Source organism: Spiribacter onubensis (assembly GCF_040838425.1).
Taxonomy (GTDB): Bacteria; Pseudomonadota; Gammaproteobacteria; order Nitrococcales; family Nitrococcaceae; genus Spiribacter; species Spiribacter onubensis.
In genome coordinates, this window is sequence record NZ_JBAKFI010000003.1 from 192,308 (window position 1) to 211,402 (window position 19,095).

General features: G+C 66.8%; 18 protein-coding genes. All 18 read left to right on the forward strand.

The features are described from left to right. Positions 1-5 precede the first annotated feature (5 nt). The 18 genes from aroC (at position 6) to V6X63_RS07135 (ending at position 19,094) form a co-directional block, all read left to right on the forward strand. Entirely contained in the window at positions 6-1,109 is a 1,104-nt protein-coding gene (gene aroC, locus V6X63_RS07050) for a chorismate synthase (protein WP_367978501.1), read from the forward strand. A 7-nt stretch (positions 1,110-1,116) separates the two neighbouring features. After that, positions 1,117-2,286 (forward strand): MFS transporter, encoded by a 1,170-nt coding sequence (locus V6X63_RS07055; RefSeq protein WP_367978502.1) that lies wholly within the window; start codon positions 1,117-1,119, stop codon positions 2,284-2,286. Between the two features lie 69 nt (positions 2,287-2,355). Beyond that, positions 2,356-3,765: a 3-isopropylmalate dehydratase large subunit gene (gene leuC, locus V6X63_RS07060; RefSeq protein WP_367978503.1), complete on the forward strand. Its 1,410-nt coding sequence runs from the start codon at positions 2,356-2,358 to the stop codon at positions 3,763-3,765. 3 nt (positions 3,766-3,768) lie between these two features. Then, entirely contained in the window at positions 3,769-4,422 is a 654-nt protein-coding gene (gene leuD, locus V6X63_RS07065) for a 3-isopropylmalate dehydratase small subunit (protein ID WP_367978504.1), read from the forward strand. After that, the gene (gene leuB, locus V6X63_RS07070) at positions 4,419-5,507 is read left to right on the forward strand and encodes a 3-isopropylmalate dehydrogenase (protein WP_367978505.1); all 1,089 of its coding nucleotides are present in this window, start codon (positions 4,419-4,421) and stop codon (positions 5,505-5,507) included. Before leuD ends, leuB begins: the two co-directional genes overlap by 4 nt. Positions 5,508-5,560: 53 nt before the next feature. Continuing rightward, the gene (gene asd, locus V6X63_RS07075; protein WP_367978506.1) at positions 5,561-6,673 is read left to right on the forward strand and encodes an aspartate-semialdehyde dehydrogenase; all 1,113 of its coding nucleotides are present in this window, start codon (positions 5,561-5,563) and stop codon (positions 6,671-6,673) included. Continuing rightward, on the forward strand, positions 6,673-8,289 hold the full coding sequence (locus V6X63_RS07080) for a type IV pilus assembly protein FimV (RefSeq protein ID WP_367978507.1): 1,617 nt from the start codon (positions 6,673-6,675) through the stop codon (positions 8,287-8,289). The genes asd and V6X63_RS07080 overlap by 1 nt, the downstream gene beginning before the upstream one ends. Then, positions 8,286-9,086 carry a tRNA pseudouridine(38-40) synthase TruA gene (gene truA / locus V6X63_RS07085; protein WP_367966073.1) on the forward strand — a complete coding sequence of 267 codons (801 nt, stop codon included), beginning with the start codon at positions 8,286-8,288 and terminating at the stop codon, positions 9,084-9,086. Before V6X63_RS07080 ends, truA begins: the two co-directional genes overlap by 4 nt. 9 nt (positions 9,087-9,095) lie before the next feature. Beyond that, on the forward strand, positions 9,096-9,725 hold the full coding sequence (locus V6X63_RS07090; RefSeq protein ID WP_367978508.1) for a phosphoribosylanthranilate isomerase: 630 nt from the start codon (positions 9,096-9,098) through the stop codon (positions 9,723-9,725). Then, on the forward strand, positions 9,700-10,932 hold the full coding sequence (gene trpB, locus V6X63_RS07095; RefSeq protein ID WP_367978509.1) for a tryptophan synthase subunit beta: 1,233 nt from the start codon (positions 9,700-9,702) through the stop codon (positions 10,930-10,932). The genes V6X63_RS07090 and trpB overlap by 26 nt, the downstream gene beginning before the upstream one ends. Beyond that, positions 10,929-11,753: a tryptophan synthase subunit alpha gene (gene trpA / locus V6X63_RS07100; protein ID WP_367978510.1), complete on the forward strand. Its 825-nt coding sequence runs from the start codon at positions 10,929-10,931 to the stop codon at positions 11,751-11,753. The genes trpB and trpA overlap by 4 nt, the downstream gene beginning before the upstream one ends. Continuing rightward, positions 11,750-12,634, forward strand: a complete 885-nt coding sequence (gene accD, locus V6X63_RS07105) for an acetyl-CoA carboxylase, carboxyltransferase subunit beta (protein ID WP_367978511.1) — start codon at positions 11,750-11,752, stop codon at positions 12,632-12,634. The genes trpA and accD overlap by 4 nt, the downstream gene beginning before the upstream one ends. 8 nt (positions 12,635-12,642) lie before the next feature. Continuing rightward, complete coding sequence (locus tag V6X63_RS07110) at positions 12,643-13,935, forward strand: bifunctional folylpolyglutamate synthase/dihydrofolate synthase (RefSeq protein ID WP_367978512.1); 1,293 nt, start codon at positions 12,643-12,645, stop codon at positions 13,933-13,935. 27 nt (positions 13,936-13,962) lie between these two features. After that, on the forward strand, positions 13,963-14,544 hold the full coding sequence (locus V6X63_RS07115; protein WP_367966079.1) for an SPOR domain-containing protein: 582 nt from the start codon (positions 13,963-13,965) through the stop codon (positions 14,542-14,544). A 36-nt stretch (positions 14,545-14,580) separates the two neighbouring features. Next, entirely contained in the window at positions 14,581-15,162 is a 582-nt protein-coding gene (locus V6X63_RS07120; protein WP_367966080.1) for a CvpA family protein, read from the forward strand. A 4-nt stretch (positions 15,163-15,166) separates the two neighbouring features. Beyond that, positions 15,167-16,678, forward strand: coding sequence for an amidophosphoribosyltransferase (gene purF / locus V6X63_RS07125; RefSeq protein WP_367978513.1), 1,512 nt, complete (start codon positions 15,167-15,169; stop codon positions 16,676-16,678). Then, positions 16,675-17,859: an O-succinylhomoserine sulfhydrylase gene (locus V6X63_RS07130; RefSeq protein WP_367978514.1), complete on the forward strand. Its 1,185-nt coding sequence runs from the start codon at positions 16,675-16,677 to the stop codon at positions 17,857-17,859. Before purF ends, V6X63_RS07130 begins: the two co-directional genes overlap by 4 nt. Next, entirely contained in the window at positions 17,859-19,094 is a 1,236-nt protein-coding gene (locus tag V6X63_RS07135) for a glycerate kinase type-2 family protein (protein WP_367978515.1), read from the forward strand. Before V6X63_RS07130 ends, V6X63_RS07135 begins: the two co-directional genes overlap by 1 nt. Position 19,095: the final 1 nt, after the last annotated feature.

Below are 19,095 nucleotides of genomic sequence, written 5' to 3' on the forward strand. Positions count from 1 at the left end.
CGATCATGTCCGGAAACACCTTTGGGCGACTGTTTACGGTAACGACCTTCGGCGAGAGTCACGGCCCCGCCCTGGGCGCCGTGGTGGATGGCTGCCCACCCGGCCTTGCGCTCAGCGAGGCGGACCTGCAGGGCGATCTCGACCGTCGCAAACCCGGGACCTCCCGGCATACCTCCCAGCGCCGCGAGGGTGACGAGGTCCGGATCCTCTCCGGCGTGTTCGAAGGGGTCACGACCGGTGCGCCCATCGGGCTGTTGATCGAGAACATGGATCAGCGCTCCAAGGATTACTCGAAGATCAGCCAGCTGTTCCGGCCCGGACACGCCGACTACACCTACTGGCAGAAGTACGGCACCCGGGACTACCGCGGTGGCGGGCGATCCTCGGCGCGGGAAACCGCGGTGCGGGTGGCGGCCGGCGGTATCGCCCGCAAGTACCTCCAGGAGCGGCTCGGTATCCGTATTCGCGGCTGGCTGACCCAGCTCGGTCCGATTGAGCTGGCGCTCGAAGACTGGGACGCGGTCGACAGCAATCCCTTTTTCTGTGGCGAGCCGGGCCGGCTGCCAGAGCTTGAAGCCTATATGGACGAGCTGCGCAAATCCGGCGACTCGGTCGGCGCCGCGGTTGGCGTACTCGCCCGCGGCGTGCCGCCGGGTCTGGGTGAGCCGGTGTTCGACCGGCTCGACGCCGATATCGCCCATGCGCTGATGAGTATCAATGCCGTGCGCGGTGTCGAGATCGGCGCGGGTTTTGCCAGTGCCGCTCAGAAGGGGACCGAGCACCGTGACGAGATGACGCCTGCGGGGTTCGTGTCCAACAACGCCGGCGGCACGCTTGGCGGCATATCCACCGGCCAGGATCTGGTCGCGCGGATGGCCCTCAAGCCTACCTCCAGCATTCGCATCCCGGGTCGTTCGGTGAACATCCACGGTGAGCCCGAGGAGGTCGTGACCACCGGCCGCCACGACCCCTGTGTCGGTATCCGGGCGACACCCATCGCCGAGGCGATGCTGGCCCTGGTGCTGATGGATCACTACCTCCGGCATCGCGCCCAGAACGCCGACGTCGACTCAGGAACACCGGTTATCCCCGGCCATATCGAAGACTGACCCGGGCATGGCCAATGCCTTGCCCACGGTCCGCCTGTCGGCGTTCTATCTGGCATTCTTCGCCGTGCTTGGCGTCCTCTCGCCGTACTGGGGGCCTTATCTGAAGAGCCGTGGCTTTGATGCGGCGGCCATCGGCAGTCTGATCGCCCTGCTGCATGTCACCAAGATCGTTGCACCCAATCTCTGGGGCTGGGTTGCGGATCACACCGGCCGGCGCATCGCCATCATCCGTTTCGCCTGTCTGGCCGCCCTGGTCGGCTTCTCGGGTGTGCTCGTCCCGGGCGGCGACTTTCTGTGGATGGCGGCGGTCATGATGACCTTCAGTTTCTTCTGGAATGCCGCGCTGCCCCAGTTCGAGGCAAACACCATGAGCCATCTGGCGGGGCAGACGCAGTTCTACCCCCGCATTCGGCTCTGGGGGACGGTGGGTTTCATGATCTCGGTGCTGGCGGTGGGCGAGGGTATCGACCGCCTTGGCGTCGACATCGTGCCGGCCGTTCTGCTCTTCCTGTTCCTGCTTCTCGCCGTCGTCAGCCTGACAGTGCCCCAGGCGGACCGCCGCTCCGCGGAGCGCGGTGACGGGCGGCTGATGTCCGTGCTGCGCCAGCCTCGGGTGCTGGGGCTGCTGATCGCCTGCTTTCTGCTGCAGGTCAGTCATGGTCCGTTCTACGCGTTCTACAGCATCTACCTGCAGGATTACGGCTACAGCGGAACGGCGATCGGCCTGCTCTGGGCAGTGGCGTTGATTGCCGAGATCGGTGTCTTTCTGCTCATGCCGCGCTGGTTGCCACGCTTCGGCCCCCGCCGCCTGCTTGCCGTGGCGATGGTCCTCGGGGCGATGCGCTGGCTGCTGGTCGCAGGCTTTCCGGCGCTGGCGCCGGTGCAGGTGCTGGCCCAGCTCATGCACGCGGCCACCTACGGGGTGTATCACGCAGCGGCGATCTCGCTGATCGATCGCTACTTCACCGGTGGACTGCAGGGCCGCGGTCAGGCGATCTACAGCAGCATGACCTTCGGCGCCGGGGTGGCGCTGGGCAGCTTCATGGCCGGCTCGCTGTGGGATACCGCCGGCGGGGCGAACATCTTCCTCATGGCCGCTGGCGTCGCGGCATGCGCGGCCATCGTTGCCGCCAGCGTCGTGCCGCGCCGGGACAGCCTCTACGCGCGTTCCGCTTAACCGGCGATCGCCGGGCGCGTATAATCATTCAGCTAACTGTTTACCGGTGCTATCGCGCGAGGAAGATTCATGGCCGGCAAGACCCTCTACGACAAACTCTGGGATGCCCATGTGGTCCGCGACAATGGTGATGGCACGGCCCTGCTGTACATCGACCGTCAGCTCGTCCACGAAGTGACGTCGCCCCAGGCGTTTGAGGGACTGCGTCTGGCGGACCGCCCGCTATGGCGGGTAGCGGCCAATCTGGCGGTGGTTGATCATAATGTGCCCACCACGGGGCGGGCGGATGGCATCGCCGATCCGATCTCGGCCCTGCAGGTGGAGACGCTGAATCGGAACTGCCGCGAGTACGGCATCACCCAGTTCGGCCTGCTGGATCGCCGCCAGGGTATCGTCCATATCATCGGTCCGGAGCAGGGCGCCACCCAGCCGGGAATGACGGTGGTCTGTGGCGATTCCCATACCTCGACCCATGGTGCGCTGGGGGCACTCGCCTTTGGTATCGGCACCTCCGAGGTGGAGCATGCGCTGGCCACACAGACGGTTGTCCAGGCACGTTCGAAACGCATGCTCATCCGGGTCGATGGGCAGGCCGGCCCGGGTGTGACCGCGAAGGACATCATGCTCGCGATCATCGGCAAGATCGGCACGGCCGGCGGCACCGGATACGCGGTCGAGTACGGAGGCGAGGCGATCCGCGCCCTGCCGATGTCGGGCCGCATGACCATCTGCAACATGTCGATCGAGGCCGGCGCCCGCTGCGGCATGGTCGGCGTCGACGACACCACCATCGAATATCTGCGGGGCCGGCCCTACGCGCCCAGTGAGGCGATGTGGGACGAGGCCGAGGCGTACTGGCGAACGCTGGTCAGCGACGAGGATGCCGAGTTCGATCGGGTGGTCACGCTGGATGCCGCTGAGATCAAGCCGCAGGTCTCCTGGGGCACCTCGCCGGAGATGGTGGTCGCGGTGGATGGCGTGGTTCCCGATCCCGCCGATGAGCCCGATGAGACCCGACGGGCCGGCATGCAGCGGGCGCTGGAATACATGGGACTGGAGCCGGGTACACCGATCCGGGAAATCCGCCCCGAAAAGGTCTTCATCGGTTCCTGCACCAACGCGCGGATCGAGGATCTGCGTGCTGCGGCGCGTGTGCTGCGCGGCAAGCGCATCGCCAGGGGGATCCGCGAGGCGATGGTGGTCCCCGGTTCCGGCCTGGTGAAGTGGCAGGCCGAGCAGGAGGGCCTTGATCAGGTGTTCAAGGAGGCCGGTTTCGAATGGCGGGATGCCGGATGCTCGATGTGTCTGGGCATGAACCCCGACCGGCTCAGCCCCGGTGAGCGCTGTGCGTCCACCTCCAACCGCAACTTCGAGGGCCGCCAGGGGGCCGGCGGACGGACCCATCTGGTGAGCCCGGAAATGGCCGCGGCAGTGGCCGTGGCTGGTCATTTTGTCGATGTCAGAGAGCTGGAGCACTAATCCATGGAACCGTTGACTCGCGTGGAAGGCCTGGTGGCGCCGCTTGATCGCTCCAATGTCGACACCGACGCCATCATCCCCAAGCAGTTCCTGAAGTCGATCCACCGGACCGGTTTCGGCCCCAATCTGTTCGACGAGTGGCGCTATCTGGATGAGGGCCAGCCCGGACAGGACTGCACCGACCGGCCGCTGAACCCCGATTTCGTGCTCAATCAGCCCCGCTATGAGGGCGCATCAATCCTGCTCGCGCGGGAGAACTTCGGCTGCGGCTCCTCCCGGGAGCACGCGCCCTGGGCCCTGGCGGATTTCGGCTTTCGCGTCCTGATCGCGCCGAGCTTCGCCGATATCTTCTACAACAACTGCTCCAAGAACGGCATTCTCCCGGTGGTGTTGCCTGCCGAGACGGTGCAGTCTCTGTTCGAGGCCATCTGGGCCCATGAGGGCTATCGTCTGACCGTGGACCTGCCCGGGCAGCGGGTCATTACTCCCGAGGGTGAGCAGCATTCGTTCGACATCGATCCCCACCGCAAGCATATGCTGGTCGAAGGGCTCGATGAGATCGGGCTGACGCTCGAGCATGCCGATGAGATCCGGGCCTACGAGCAGCAGCGCCGCCAGGTCACACCTTGGCTGTTCACGGATGTGGAGCCGGTATGACCCACAGACTGCTGATGCTGCCGGGTGATCATGTCGGCCCGGAAATCATCGCCGAGGCGGACAAGCTGCTGCGCTGCCTGATGGCCGACTTCGGGCTGGATGCGGAGCTCGAATACGCCAATCTGGGCGGCTGCGCGGTGGACGCCGAAGGCGAGCCGTTCCCACGCTCCACTCAACGACTGGCGGAGGAGGCCGACGCGCTGCTGTTGGGCGCGGTGGGTGGTCCGCAGTGGGATGGTCTGGACCGTGACCGGCGCCCGGAGACCGGGCTGCTGGCGATCCGCTCGGCGCTGGGCCTGTTTGCCAACCTGCGCCCCGCGATTCTTTTCCCGGAGTTGGTGGACGCCTCCTCGCTGCGTCCCGACGTGGTTTCCGGTCTGGATATCCTGATCGTCCGGGAATTGACCGGCGGCATCTACTTCGGTCAGCCCCGTGGCATCCGAACCCGTGAAGACGGTATCCGTGAGGGTTACAACACCCTGGTTTACGGTACCGACGAGATCGAGCGCATCGGCCGAGCCGCCTTTGAGGCCGCCGCGCGGCGTAATGGCTCGCTCTGTTCGGTGGACAAGGCCAACGTGCTGGAGTCGAGCGAGCTCTGGCGCGAGGTGATGGAGAGCCTGGCGCCGGCGTATCCGAATGTCCGACTGAGTCATATGTACGTCGACAACGCCGCCATGCAGCTGGTCAGGGATCCGCGTCAGTTCGACGTGATCGTCACCGGTAATCTCTTTGGCGACATCCTCTCCGACTGCGCTGCGATGCTCACCGGCTCCATCGGCATGCTGCCCTCGGCATCACTGGACGAGCGCGGTCGCGGGCTCTATGAGCCGGTCCATGGCTCGGCGCCGGATATCTCCGGCGAGGGGGTCGCCAATCCACTGGCAACCCTGCTCTCGGTGGCAATGATGCTTCGCCACAGCCTCGACGAAGGCGCCCTTGCCGACCGCGTGGAGCGCGCGGTGGGCCGGGTCCTCGCCGATGGTCATCGCACCGCGGACCTGGCCGGCCCCGGCGTCGCGTCGATTGGCACGGTGGCCATGGGTGATGCGGTGGTCAACGCATTGCGCGAGGCCCGCGACTGAGCCCCGGGGCTCGAGTGGGCGCCAACCCATTCCATTCGAACCAGAGGTTTTCCATGCACAAGGTAGGATTCGTCGGCTGGCGCGGCATGGTGGGCTCCGTGCTCATGGACCGCATGCGCGCCGAAGGGGACTTCGCCGACATCGAACCGGTTTTCTTCTCCACCTCGCAGACCGGCCAGCCCGGGCCTGAGGTGGGCAAGCCCGTGACGGCACTGCAGGATGCCCACGACCTGTCGGCTCTGGCCGCGATGGACGCCATCGTCACATGCCAGGGCGGGGACTATACCGGTGCGGTCTACGACGACCTTCGCCGCGCCGGCTGGCAGGGTTACTGGATCGACGCCGCCTCCACCCTGCGCATGGCCGATGAGAGCATCATCGTGCTCGATCCCGTCAACGACGGCGTGATCCGTCAGGGGCTCAGCGAAGGGGTACGGACCTTCGTGGGCGGCAACTGCACCGTCAGCCTGATGCTCATGGCGCTTGGTGGCCTTTTTGAGCATGACCTGGTGGAGTGGGTCTCGCCGATGACCTATCAGGCAGCCTCCGGCTCCGGCGCCCAGCATATGCGCGAACTGCTCCGGCAGATGGGCTACCTGCGCGACGCGGCCGGCACCCGGCTGGACGACCCGGCCGGCGCGATCCTGGACATCGATCGCGATGTCACCGAGGCGCTCCGCAGCACGGGCTATCCGGCGGATCACTTCGGCGTGCCGCTGGCCGGCAGCCTGATTCCCTGGATCGACAAGCCCATGGACAGTGGCCAGAGCCGGGAGGAGTGGAAGGCCGGCGTAGAGACCAACAAGATCCTCGGCCGGCGCTATGAACCGATTCCCATCGATGGTATCTGCGTGCGCATCGGCGCCATGCGCTCCCATGCCCAGGCCCTGACCATCAAGCTCCGCCGGGACCTTCCGCTGGCCGACATCGAGGGCCTGCTGGACGAGGCGAACGACTGGGTCTACGTGGTCCCCAACGAGCCGGACGCCAGTCAGAAGCAACTGACGCCGGCGGCGGTCAGCGGCAGGCTGGATATCCCCGTCGGCCGACTCCGCAAGCTGGCGATGGGGGGTGAATACCTGTCGGCCTTCACCGTCGGTGATCAGCTGCTCTGGGGCGCCGCCGAGCCCCTGCGTCGCATGCTGCGTCTGGTGGTCGCGACCTGATGCGTCGCGGCATCGTCCTGGCATGCCTGCTGCTGGTGGCAGTGCCATCAGCCCGGGCCTTGCAGCTGGGCGATCTGTCCATTGAGTCCCAACCCGGCGAGCCGCTGGTCGCCGACATCGTGGTCGACGGGTCGGATCGCATCGATATGACCTCGGCCGTGGTGGAACTGGCCGGCGACCGCGCCCATGCGGCCGCCGGTATCAACCCGCAGACCCTGCCAGCATCCCTGGCGCTGCGCATTGCCGGGGAAGCGCCGGCGCGCATCCGCCTGACCACGCGGACGCCCATCGAGGCGGGGGGTGACGGGCTTGAGTTCCTCGTGGTGTTGAACTGGCCGGACGGCCGGCTTGTCCGGCAGTACGGGATCGAGCGCCATGGTGCGATGCTGCAGGCACGCAGCGGCCCGGACCTGCGCTACGGTCCGACCCGGGCCACGGATACGCTCTACAGCATCGCCGAGACGGTCCGTCCCGAGGCCGTGGCGACCAATCAGATGATGCTTGCACTGCTGGATGAAAACCCCAGGAGTTTCAATGCCGACAACATCAACGCCCTGCAGCGCGACGCCACGCTCAGGATCCCGCTGGGCGAGGCGCTGCGGTTCCCGGACCGGGCCGCGGCCAATCGCGAGGTCGCCCGACAGCTGAGTGCCTGGCAGGGGCCGGGGAAGCCGCTGCGCGGGGCTGTCACCGACGCGTCTCCGGACCCGAACGAGCGCCCTGACGGGACGCTGTCATCGGCGTCCGCCGCTGACGGCGCGCCGCTCCGGCTCCTGCCGCCGGAGCCGACGGCGGACGGGTCGGCGCCGGAACAGGTCCCGGCATCCGAGTCGGGCAACGGCATCGCCCCGGCCTCTCTCGCCGAGCTGGAAGCGCAGCTGGAACGCGTGGAGGCCTCCAACGAACGCCTGAGTGCGGATAACCGCGCCCTGCGAAGCACGCTACTCGATATGCGGGCGGATATGGCACGCCTCGAAACCCTGCTCACCCGCGATCCGGTCTCCCCGGCGTCGTCCTCGCAGGGGACGGCAGGGCCACCTGAGGTGACCGGTGCCATGGTGCTGGACTGGCTGCGCGAGAACTTCAACTGGGCGGTGGCCAACCCCCGGACAGCTGTCCGTGAACCCTGGGTGCAGGGATGGCTCGGCGGATTGGGTGGCCTGATCATCGTTATCGTGCTGATTGCCTGGCGGCGACGTCGTCGACGTCTGGTGGCCCGTCGTGACGATACGACACTGCCCTCCGACTGGCGTCCCCAGTCGGGCCGGCCGATGGCCGAAGAGCCTCCCGTCGAGCCGACACTCGGCGAGACCAGCGTCCGCGGCACCGAGACCGAACCGGTCGAGCCACTGGAGCGCGCCAGTGAGTTGATCGCCTACGGCCGGCTCGAACTGGCCCAGGCAGTGCTCGACGATGCGCTGGGTGAGGAGCCGGACAGCATTGAACTGCGGCTCAAGCTCCTGGATGTGCTGGCCATGCGGGAAGACCGCGCCGGTTTCGAGTCGGAGGCCCATGTCCTGCAGGCCCAGATCAACGACGATGATGACGAGCGCTGGCGGGATGTTGCCCGCAAGGGTCGGATTCTGTCGCCGGAGCATCCGCTGTTTCAGACATGACCCGCCTCGCGCTTGGCGTTGAATACGACGGTAGCGGCTATTGCGGGTGGCAACGTCAGCACCATGCCGACTCCATACAGACCCGACTCGAGCGGGCGGTCGCTGCCATTGCCCGCCATCCGGTCGAGGTGGTCGCGGCCGGGCGCACCGATGCCGGCGTTCATGCCTGCGCACAGGTCGTTCACTTCGACACCCCCGTGTCGCGTCCCGGGCGGGCCTGGGTGCGGGGCGTCAACAGCCACCTGCCGCCGGATATCGGGGTTCGCTGGGTCGCTTGGCCCGGGGATGACTTCGATGCCCGCCGATCCGGGCGCTCCCGGTCCTACCGGTATCTGCTGCTGGATTCGCCGTTGCGGCCGGTCCTGCTGCGTGATCGGGTGAGCTGGACCTGGAAACCGCTGGATGTGGGGCGCATGCAGGCGGCTGCGGGTCATCTGATCGGCGAGCATGACTTCAGCAGCTTCCGGGCGGCGGCCTGTCAGGCGCACCATCCGGTCCGCCATATTCAGTCGCTGCGCATCGCCCGACATGACGGCGTCATCGCCTTCGACATCACGGCCAATGCCTTCCTGCATCACATGGTGCGTAATATCGTCGGCACGCTCATGGCCGTGGGTGCGGGGGAAAAACCGGATGACTGGGTGGCGTCTGTGCTGGCGGCCCGCGATCGGCGTCGGGCGGGCGTGACGGCGCCGCCGGAGGGTCTCTACCTGCAGGGCGTACGCTACCCGGAGCGCTTCGGCCTCCCCGGGCCACCACCCGGGCCGGTTTTTGCCTGTACTCAGGCCGGGGGGTAGGATGGCGAGGTGCGTACGAGAATAAAGATCTGCGGCATCACCCGGGCCGAGGACGGCGTCGTGGCGGCGGAACTCGGGGCCGACGCGATTGGTCTGGTCTTCTACCCGGGCAGCCGGCGCTGCGTCGACGTCGACGCCGCACGGTGTATTGTCGAGGCCCTGCCTCCCCTCGTGACGGCGGTCGGGCTGTTTCTGGATGCCGATGAATCATTCGTGGGCAAGGTGATCGCAGACGTGCCACTGGACCTGCTGCAGTTCCACGGTAACGAATCCGCCCCGTTCTGCGAACAGTTCGGTTACCGTTACCTGAAAGCGGTGGGCATGGCCGGCGGCGATCCCCTTGCCGTCGCGGAGGCACACCCACTGGCATCCGGGCTCCTGCTCGACGGGCATCCGCCCGGCGCCGCGGGCGGTAGTGGCGAATCCTTTGACTGGGGGCGTGAGTTGCCCACCAGTCACCGTATAATCGTGGCTGGTGGGCTCCGCGCCGACAACGTGGCCGAAGCCATCCGGTCAACCACACCCTGGGGCGTGGACTGCAGCAGCGGCGTCGAGTCCGCTCCGGGTATCAAGGACAGGCGCAGGGTCGCCGCCTTCATTGAAGAGGTCTACCGTGTCGAACGTCATTCAGGCCATTGAAGCACCGGCGGATTACGCCCGGTTTCCTGACCCGCTCGGTCATTTCGGTCCATATGGTGGCCGATTCGTGCCGGAGCTGCTCATGGCGCCGCTCGAAGAGCTGGCCCGGGCCTATGCGCGGTTCCGTGAGGATCCGGCATTCCAGGCCGAGCTGTATGCCGATCTCCAGCACTACGTCGGCCGCCCGACGCCGCTGTATTTCGCCGAGCACTGGTCCAACCAGGTTGGAGGCGCCCGTCTCTACCTCAAGCGCGAGGACCTTGACCACACCGGCGCCCACAAGATCAATAACACCATGGGGCAGGCGCTCCTGGCCGCCCGGATGGGCAAGCGCCGCATCGTTGCCGAGACCGGGGCCGGCCAGCATGGTGTGGCCACGGCAGCGGTCTGCGCGCGGCTGGGGATGGAATGCGTGGTCTACATGGGCGCGGAGGATGTCCGCCGGCAGTCGGTGAACGTCTACCGCATGCGGCTGATGGGCGCGCGCGTGGTGCCAGTGGAGTCGGGTACCCGGACGCTCAAGGACGCGCTGAACGAGGCCTTCCGTGACTGGGCGGCCAACGTCGATGACACCTTCTATATCATCGGCACGGTGGCCGGGCCGCATCCCTACCCGGAGATGGTGCGCGATTTCCAGGCAGTGATCGGTCGGGAGACCCGCGAGCAGTGCCTGGAGCAGCACGGCGAGTTGCCGGATGCGCTGGTGGCCTGCGTGGGCGGCGGCTCCAACGCCATCGGCATGTTCCACCCTTTCCTGGAGGACCGGGAAGTCGCGATCTACGGCGTCGAGGCCGGCGGGGAAGGCGTGGAGACCGGCCGTCATGCCGCGCCCCTCTCCGCTGGTCGGCCGGGCGTGCTGCATGGTAACCGGACCTATCTGATGGAAAACGAGGACGGCCAGATCATGCCGACTCACTCGCTGTCGGCCGGTCTCGACTACCCCGGCGTCGGCCCCGAGCATGCCTGGCTGAAGGACACCGGCCGCGTCAACTATGTGGCGGTGGACGATCACGAGGCGCTGGCGGCCTTTCACAGCCTGACCCGTGCCGAGGGCATCATCCCGGCGCTGGAGACGGCGCACGCCATTGCCTATGCCGAGAAGCTGGCCGCGCGGATGCGACCGGACCAGACCATTGTGATCAACTGTTCCGGCCGCGGTGACAAGGACATCAATACCGTCGCCGAGGTGGAGGGGATGGAGCTATGAGTCGTATTGCCCACCGTTTCGAGCAGCGGCGTGCCGAGCAGCGCAAGACACTGGTGACCTACATCACCGGCGGCGACCCGCACCCCGGCGCCACCGTGCCGGTCATGAAGACCCTGGTGGCCGCCGGTGCCGATATCATCGAGGTCGGCATGCCGTTCTCCGATCCCATGGCTGATGGCCCGGTCATCCAGTCGGCCTGTGACCGCGCGCTGGAGAACGGCACGGGGCTCGCCGGGGTCCTGGAGATGGTCCGGGAATTCCGCCGCGAGGATCAGGATACCCCGGTGGTGCTGATGGGCTATCTCAACCCGATCGAGCAGATCGGCTATCAGACCTTTGCCCGTGAGGCCGCGGCAGCCGGTGTCGACGGTGTCCTGACGGTGGATCTTCCGCCGGAGGAGGGCAACGAGCTGGTGGCGGCGCTGGCCGAGCATGATCTCGATCCCATCTGGCTCATTGCGCCGACCACGCGGATGGAACGAATCCGCGCGATCTGTGACCATGCCCGGGGCTTTGTTTACTACGTCTCCCTGAAAGGCGTCACGGGCGCGGCCACCCTCGACGTCGACAGCGTGGCAGACCACGTCGAGTCGATTCGGGCCGCCACCCAGCTGCCGGTGGGTGTCGGGTTCGGGGTCCGGAACGGTACCGATGCCGGCCGTTTGGGTCAGGTGGCCGATGCCGTGGTCGTGGGCAGTGCCATCGTATCGCGGATCGCCGAGCATGCGGGTGATGACGCGGCGGTCTGCAGTGCGGTGGAGGAGATCACCCGTGATCTGCGCGAGGGACTCGATCGGCCCGCTGTGGAGACCTCGCCTTGAGCTGGTTCGAGAAGCTGATGCCCTCGCGGATCCGTACCGAGGGCGGGCGCAGCCACAGCATTCCCGAGGGCCTGTGGACCAAATGCGAATCCTGCAGTGCCGTGCTCTACCGGCCGGAGCTGGAGCGTAACCTCGAAGTCTGCCCCAAGTGCGGCGCCCACATGCGGATCGGCGCGCGCCGCCGGCTGGATGTGTTCCTCGACGAGCATGGGCGGGAGGAGATCGGCGAGGGCCTGCAGCCGCAGGACGTGCTCCGTTTCAAGGACTCCAAACGCTACAAGGAACGCCTTGCCCAGGCGCAGAAGGCCACGGGCGAGAAGGATGCGCTCATCGCGATGTCCGGCGCCGTCCATGGGCTCCCGGTGGTGGTCTGTGCCTTCGAGTTCGACTTCATGGGCGGATCGATGGGGGCAGTGGTCGGCGAGCGATTCGTGCGGGCCGCGGAGCAGGCCCGGGAGAGTGGTCGGCCGTTCATCTGTTTCAGCGCTAGTGGCGGTGCGCGCATGCAGGAGGCGCTGTTCTCGCTCATGCAGATGGCCAAGACCAGTGCGGCGCTCCGGCGTCTCTCCGAATCCGGCGTGCCATTCGTCAGTGTCCTCACCGATCCGACCATGGGCGGTGTCTCTGCGAGTCTGGCCATGCTGGGCGATGTCATCGTCGCCGAACCCGGCGCGCTCATCGGCTTTGCCGGCCCGCGGGTGATCGAGCAGACCGTCCGGGAGACGCTGCCTGAGGGTTTTCAGCGCAGTGAGTTCCTGCTCGAACATGGCGCCATCGATCTGATCATCGACCGCCGTGAGCAGCGTGAACGGCTTGCCGCTCTCCTGGCCATGCTGACGCATGCCGATCCGCCCCCGTCCGCGGCAGTGGCACAGAGCTGACGGACACCGTGTCGACGCCATCCCTCGACGCATGGCTGGCATGGCTCGAGGGCCTGCACCCCCGCGAGATCGAGCTCGGTCTGGGGCGGATTACCGAGGTCGCCGACCGCCTTGGCCTGCGGGCGGCTTCCGCCCCCATCATCACTGTCGCCGGCACCAACGGCAAGGGCAGTACGGTTGCCTGCCTCGAGGCGATCTATCAAGCCGGCGGTCATCGACCCGGGGCCTACACTTCCCCGCATCTGCTGCGTTACAACGAGCGCATTCGGGTTGATGGTGCCCCGGTTGAAGATGCCGCGATTCTGGAGGCATTCCGCGCCATTGACGCCGCCCGTGGCCGGACCACGCTCACTTATTTTGAGTTCGCGACCCTCGCCGCCGCCTGGTGTTTCCGGGAGTCAGGAGCCGATCCGTGGCTGCTGGAGGTCGGGCTCGGCGGCCGCCTTGATGCCACCAACTGTTTTAATGCCGATCTGGCGGTGGTCACGACCATCGATCTGGATCACATGGAATGGCTCGGCGGCAACCGCGAAGCGATCGCCGGCGAGAAGATGGGCATCGCCCGGCCGGAGCGGCCGGTGGTCTGCGCCGATGCCGACCCGCCGCGGCGCGTCGCCGAGCGGGCCGCGGCCATCGGCGCGCCACTCTGGCAGCTTGGCCGTGACTATGGCTACACCGCCGACGGGCGGACATGGACGTGGTGGCATGGTGACCGCCGCTACGCGGAGCTGCCACGACCCGGCTGGATGGGGGAGGCGGCGCTGGCCAATGCCGCCGGTGCCGTCATGGCCGTGAGCGGGGCTCATCCCGCCCTTGCGGTGGAACCGTCAGCGATCAGGGCGGGGCTGACCACAGCGCGGCTCGCCGGTCGCCAGGCACCGGCGCCGGGTCCGGGCGCAGGCTGGCTGCTGGACGTCGGCCACAACCCGTCGGCTATCGCCCTGCTGGCCGAGCGGCTGGAGGCCCATCGGGCAAACGGCAAGGTGCGAATGGCCTTCGGCCTGATGGCGCGAAAGCCGATTGCGCCGTTGCTCAGCCTCCTGGGGCCGGTGGTTGACGAGTGGTACGTGCTGGATCTGGACGACCCACAGAGCCATCCCTGGACCGAGATAACAACCGCGCTGGAGCGTGCGGGGCAGGTTGTCATTGGCGCCGGCGATGCCGCGGGCGCCAGGCAGCGGATGGAGGCAGCCACCAGCGGGAACGACCTGATGGTGGCGGCGGGTTCGTTTCGCGTGGTGGAGGCATTCATGCGCATCGGCGTTGGTGCTTGCAACGGCTCCGGGTCAGGTCGAAACTGAAGCAGGCAGATTGGTCGGAGTCGATCCTTGGAACAGCGGTTCAAACAGCGGTTGATCGGTGCCGTGGTGCTGGTGGCACTGGGGGTCATTTTTCTGCCAATGCTCCTCAGCGGGCCGGTGGAGCGCACCCGTGTCGACATTGAGCTGGACATGCCCGCGCCGCCCGTGGTGGAGGAAGGGCCTGCACTGCCCGGCGAGGACATGCTGAACGCTCCCGAGCCCGGCCGCGCCCTGGCGGATCAACCGGCGCCCCGTGATCCGGGCGACGTGCCCGAGGCGGCGGAGCCGCCGAGTTCGATTGATATCGAGCCGGAACCGGTTGCCAAGGCCGTTGCCGACGATGAGGGGATGGCGGAGGCAGCCCCGGTGGCCGATGCCGATGTGCTGTACGTGCAGGTGGGTGCCTTTGCCAGCGCCGACAACGCCGAGAGCCTGGCCTCGCGGCTGCGCGATGATGGCATCGCGCTGCGGGTGCATGAGGACGACCGGGAGGGACGGCTGACCTATCGTGTGCAGGTCGGGCCCTTCGTGGACGCGGAGTCCGCCGAGCATACGGCCCAGCGGCTGGCTGACGATCATGAACTTCCCGGCTTCATCGTCGAGCCGTGAAGGGCCCGGCTGGTACACTGACGACTCGGACGATCCATGAACTGGCTTGACCTTGCATTTCTCGGCGTCATCGCCGTCTCCGTGCTGATTGGGCTCATCCGCGGCTTCGTCCGTGAGGTGATTTCCGTGGCGGTCTGGGTGGCGGCTTTCTGGATTGCCCTGCGCTATGGACCGCAGCTCGGCGAACAGCTGGCGCCCTGGGTGTCGTCGCCGATGCTGAGGCTGGTGGCCGGGTTCGCCGGGCTTTTCATACTCACGCTGCTGATCGGCGCCCTGATCAGTTATGTGGCTCGGGCGCTCGTGGGTCGCACGGGCCTGAGTGGCACGGACCGGATGCTCGGCATCGTGTTCGGCGCCGCCCGCGGGCTGTTACTGGTGGGCGTGATCATCCTCGGCGCGGGTCTGACGGCCATTCCGCGCGAGGCCTGGTGGCAGGAATCCGTGATCGCCCGGGGCTACCAGCCTTGGGTGTGTCACGAACAGGTGGGTCGCTGGCTCAATCAGGCCCGGCGGATGCCCGGTGTCAGCGAGGCGCCGGTCAATGGCATCGCGGCATACGCCTACTGGCAGGCATATTGTCAGGCGAACAATCGGCAGAGCACTGAAAGCGGGAGCTGAATCTATGTGTGGCGTAATCGGCATGGTTGCCAAATCCCCCGTCAACCAGGCCCTCTACGATGGTCTGACGGTACTCCAGCACCGTGGCCAGGACGCTGCCGGCATTATGACCTTCGACCGCGGGCGGCTGCATCTGCGCAAGGACAATGGCCTGGTCCGTGACGTCTTCAGCACCCAGGACATGATGCAGCTGCAGGGCAACGTCGGCATCGGGCATTGCCGCTATCCGACTGCCGGCTGCGCCAGTTCGGCGGAGGCCCAGCCCTTCTATGTCAACTCGCCCTACGGCATCAGCATTGCCCACAACGGCAACCTGACCAATGCCGAGGCGATCAAGCGGGATCTTTTCCTCGAGGATCTCCGCCATATCAATACCAGTTCCGATTCCGAGATCCTGCTCAATGTGTTCGCCCACAAGCTGGGCGAGCTCGCCAAGCTGCGCATTGACGAGTCGGATCTCTTCAACGCCGTCGCCGGAATCCATGAACGCTGCCATGGGGGCTATGCCGCCATTGTGATGATCAACGGCTACGGGATTCTCGGCTTCCGTGACCCCCATGGAATCCGCCCGTTGTGTTTTGGCAGCCGCGAGACCGACGCCGGTACCGAATACATGATCGCCTCGGAGAGTGTCGCCCTGAACGTGCTCGGCTTTACGCTGATCCGTGACGTCGCCCCGGGGGAGGCGGTATTCGTCGACCTTGATGGCAACCTGCACACCCGGCAGTGCGCCACCGAAACCCGGCTGTCGCCCTGCATCTTCGAATACGTCTATCTCGCCCGTCCGGACTCCATGCTCGATGATGTCTCGGTCTACAAGTCGCGGCTGCGGATGGGCCGCATGCTGGCGCGCAAGATCAACCGGGAGTGGGCGAATCACGATATCGACGTGGTTATCCCCATCCCGGATACCAGCCGCACCAGCGCCCTGGACCTCGCCAATGATCTCAACATCACCTATCGCGAGGGCTTCATCAAGAACCGCTACATCGGCCGGACCTTCATCATGCCCGGCCAGGCGGTGCGGGAGAAGTCGGTGCGCCAGAAGCTCAATCCCATCGAACTTGAGTTCAAGGGCAAGAATGTCCTGCTGCTGGATGATTCCATCGTGCGCGGGACGACTTCCGAGCAGATCATCCAGATGGCGCGTGATACCGGTGCGAACAAAGTGTATTTCGCCTCGGCCGCGCCCCCCGTGCGCTACCCCAATGTCTACGGCATCGACATGCCGGCCGCGCGTGAGTTGCTGGCCCATGAGCGCTCGGTGGAGGATATCCGTCGCACGATCGGGGCGGATCACATGATCTATCAGGATCTCGATGATCTGGTCGAGGCCGTCCGCGAGGGCAATGAGGCCCTGCGCAGTTTCGACTGCTCCTGTTTCGACGGCCGCTATGTCACTGGCGATATCAGTGTCGATTACCTGTTGCGGCTCGAGGCCCAGCGCGCCGATGCAGTGCGTTATGGGGCCGGCGAGAGCAATGCTGTCAATGAACTGGGACTGGTGCGTTCATGAGCTGGGGACCCGATACCATTGGTCTGCGTGGCGGCTGGGAGCGGACGCCGGAGCAGGAGCATTCCGAGGCCATTTTCCCGACTTCCAGCTTCAGCTTCCGCAGCGCGGCGGAGGCGGCGGCGCGGTTCAGCGGCGAGGAGGCGGGCAATATCTACTCCCGCTTCACCAATCCCACCGTGCGCGCCTTTGAGAACCGCCTGGCCGCCATGGAGGGAGGTGAGCGGGCCATCGGTATGGCCTCGGGTATGGCGGCGATCCTCGCCATGTGCATGGGACTGCTGCGGGCCGGCGATCATGTGATCTGTTCGCTGGGCGTGTTCGGTACCACCGCTTCGCTGTTTGCCAATCATCTGAGCCGCTTTGGCGTGACGACGGATTTCGTCTCGCCCACCGACGTGGATGCATGGGCGGCCGCCGTCCGGCCCGAGACGCGGCTGCTGTTCCTGGAGACCCCGTCCAACCCGCTCACCGAAGTCGCCGACATCCGCGCTCTGGCGGATATCGCCCACGCCAATAATGCCCTGCTCGCGGTCGACAACTGCTTCTGCACACCGGCTCTGCAGCGGCCGCTGGAATGGGGGGCCGACCTGGTCACCCACTCGGCGACGAAATATCTGGATGGCCAGGGGCGTTGTGTCGGCGGAGCGGTCGTCGGCGACGCCGAGACGCTCGACAAAGCCATCTTCCCGTTCCTGCGCACGGCGGGCCCGAGCATGAGCCCGTTCAATGCATGGGTCTTTCTCAAGGGGCTGGAGACCCTCAATCTGCGGATGCGTGCCCACAGCGAGCAGGCCGCTGCGCTGGCAGCCTGGCTGCAGGATCACCCGGCAGTGGATCGGGTTCACTACAGCGGGCTGCCGGACCATCCGCAGCATGCACTCGCCGCCCGCCAGCAGACCGCCTTTGGCGGCATCGTCTCCTTCGAGGTGCCGGGCGGCCGAGAGGCCGCATGGCAGGTGATCGATGCCACACGCATGCTCTCCATTACGGCCAATCTGGGTGACGCGCGCTCCACGATCACGCATCCAGCCAGCACCACCCATGGCCGCCTGTCTCCGGAACAGCGAGACGCCATGGCGATCCGCGAGGGGCTCGTGCGGATCTCGGTGGGGCTGGAGGATCTCGGCGACATCCAGGCGGATCTTGATCGGGGTCTTGGCGGGCTCCGGCCGGCGCGTTAATGCCGCTGGCTCCGTCCCGGGAGGATCTTGAGGCACTCTATCGGGCCGCGCTTGCGGGCGTGAACGGCCGCCGTGCGGTGGCCTCGGCGCTGGCCGCCTCCGCGCCCCGGACTCCGCCGGCGGGGGCCTTCCATCTGCTGGCGGTTGGCAAGGCGGCATCGGCCATGGCCAACGGCGTCGCTGATGTCCGCGGCGGGGATGTGGCCGGTGGGCTGGTCATCACCCGGGAGGGCTACGACGATCCCCGATTGTTGGAGCGGATCCCGGTGCGTCAGCTGCTCTCCGCGCATCCCGTACCGGATATGCGCAGCCTCGAGGCCGGCAATGCCCTGGTCGATTATCTTCGGCGTGCGCCCGCGGAGGCCCGGTTCCTCTTCCTGATCTCCGGCGGCGCTTCCAGTCTGGTGGAAAGGCCGGCCGGACGGCAGGACCCGGCCACGCTGGCGCGATTCAATGAGTGGCTGTTGGCGAGCGGTCTGGATATTGCCCGTATGAATGCGCTGCGCAAGGCGGTCTCCACCATCAAGGGCGGGCGGCTTGCCCGGTGGCTCGACGGACGCCGCGCGGATGGGTTGCTGATTTCTGATGTGCCCGGCGATGATCCCGCCGTCATCGGCTCCGGTCTGCTCGCCGTGGACCGCGAAAACGCGCATGGCGCCCGACCGGTGGAGACGCTCCCGCCGGGGATGACGCCAGCGCCGCCACCTCCGGATGCCGCCCTGTTTGAGAACGTGCATCTGCGAATTGTCGCGAGCAATGCCATCGCCCGGCGGACCTGCGCCGATATGGCCCGGTCGGAGGGTTGGGGCGTCCGGGTGATCGATGAGCTTTTGACGGGTGAGGCCGAGCGGCTGGGCCGTCAGGTGGCCCAATGCCTGATCAACGGTCCACCCGGCCTGGTGATCATGGGCGGGGAGCCCACCGTGACACTGCCGGAACATCCCGGGCGGGGCGGACGGATGCAGACACTCGCGCTGGCGGCGGCGGAGTCGCTGGCGGGTACTGGCTGCCTGCTGCTGGCCGCTGGGACGGACGGGGCGGACGGGCCGGGCGAGGACGCCGGCTCCGTCGTTGACGGCGGAACCGTTCAGCGGATGCGGCGGGCCGGTTTCGATCCGGCGCCGACCCTGTCGCGGGCCGACGCCGGCAGTGCCCTCGCGGCGGCGGGCGACCTTTTTCAGACCGGCCCCACGGGTACCAATGTCATGGATCTGGTGATCGGCTTCAGGCCCTAGG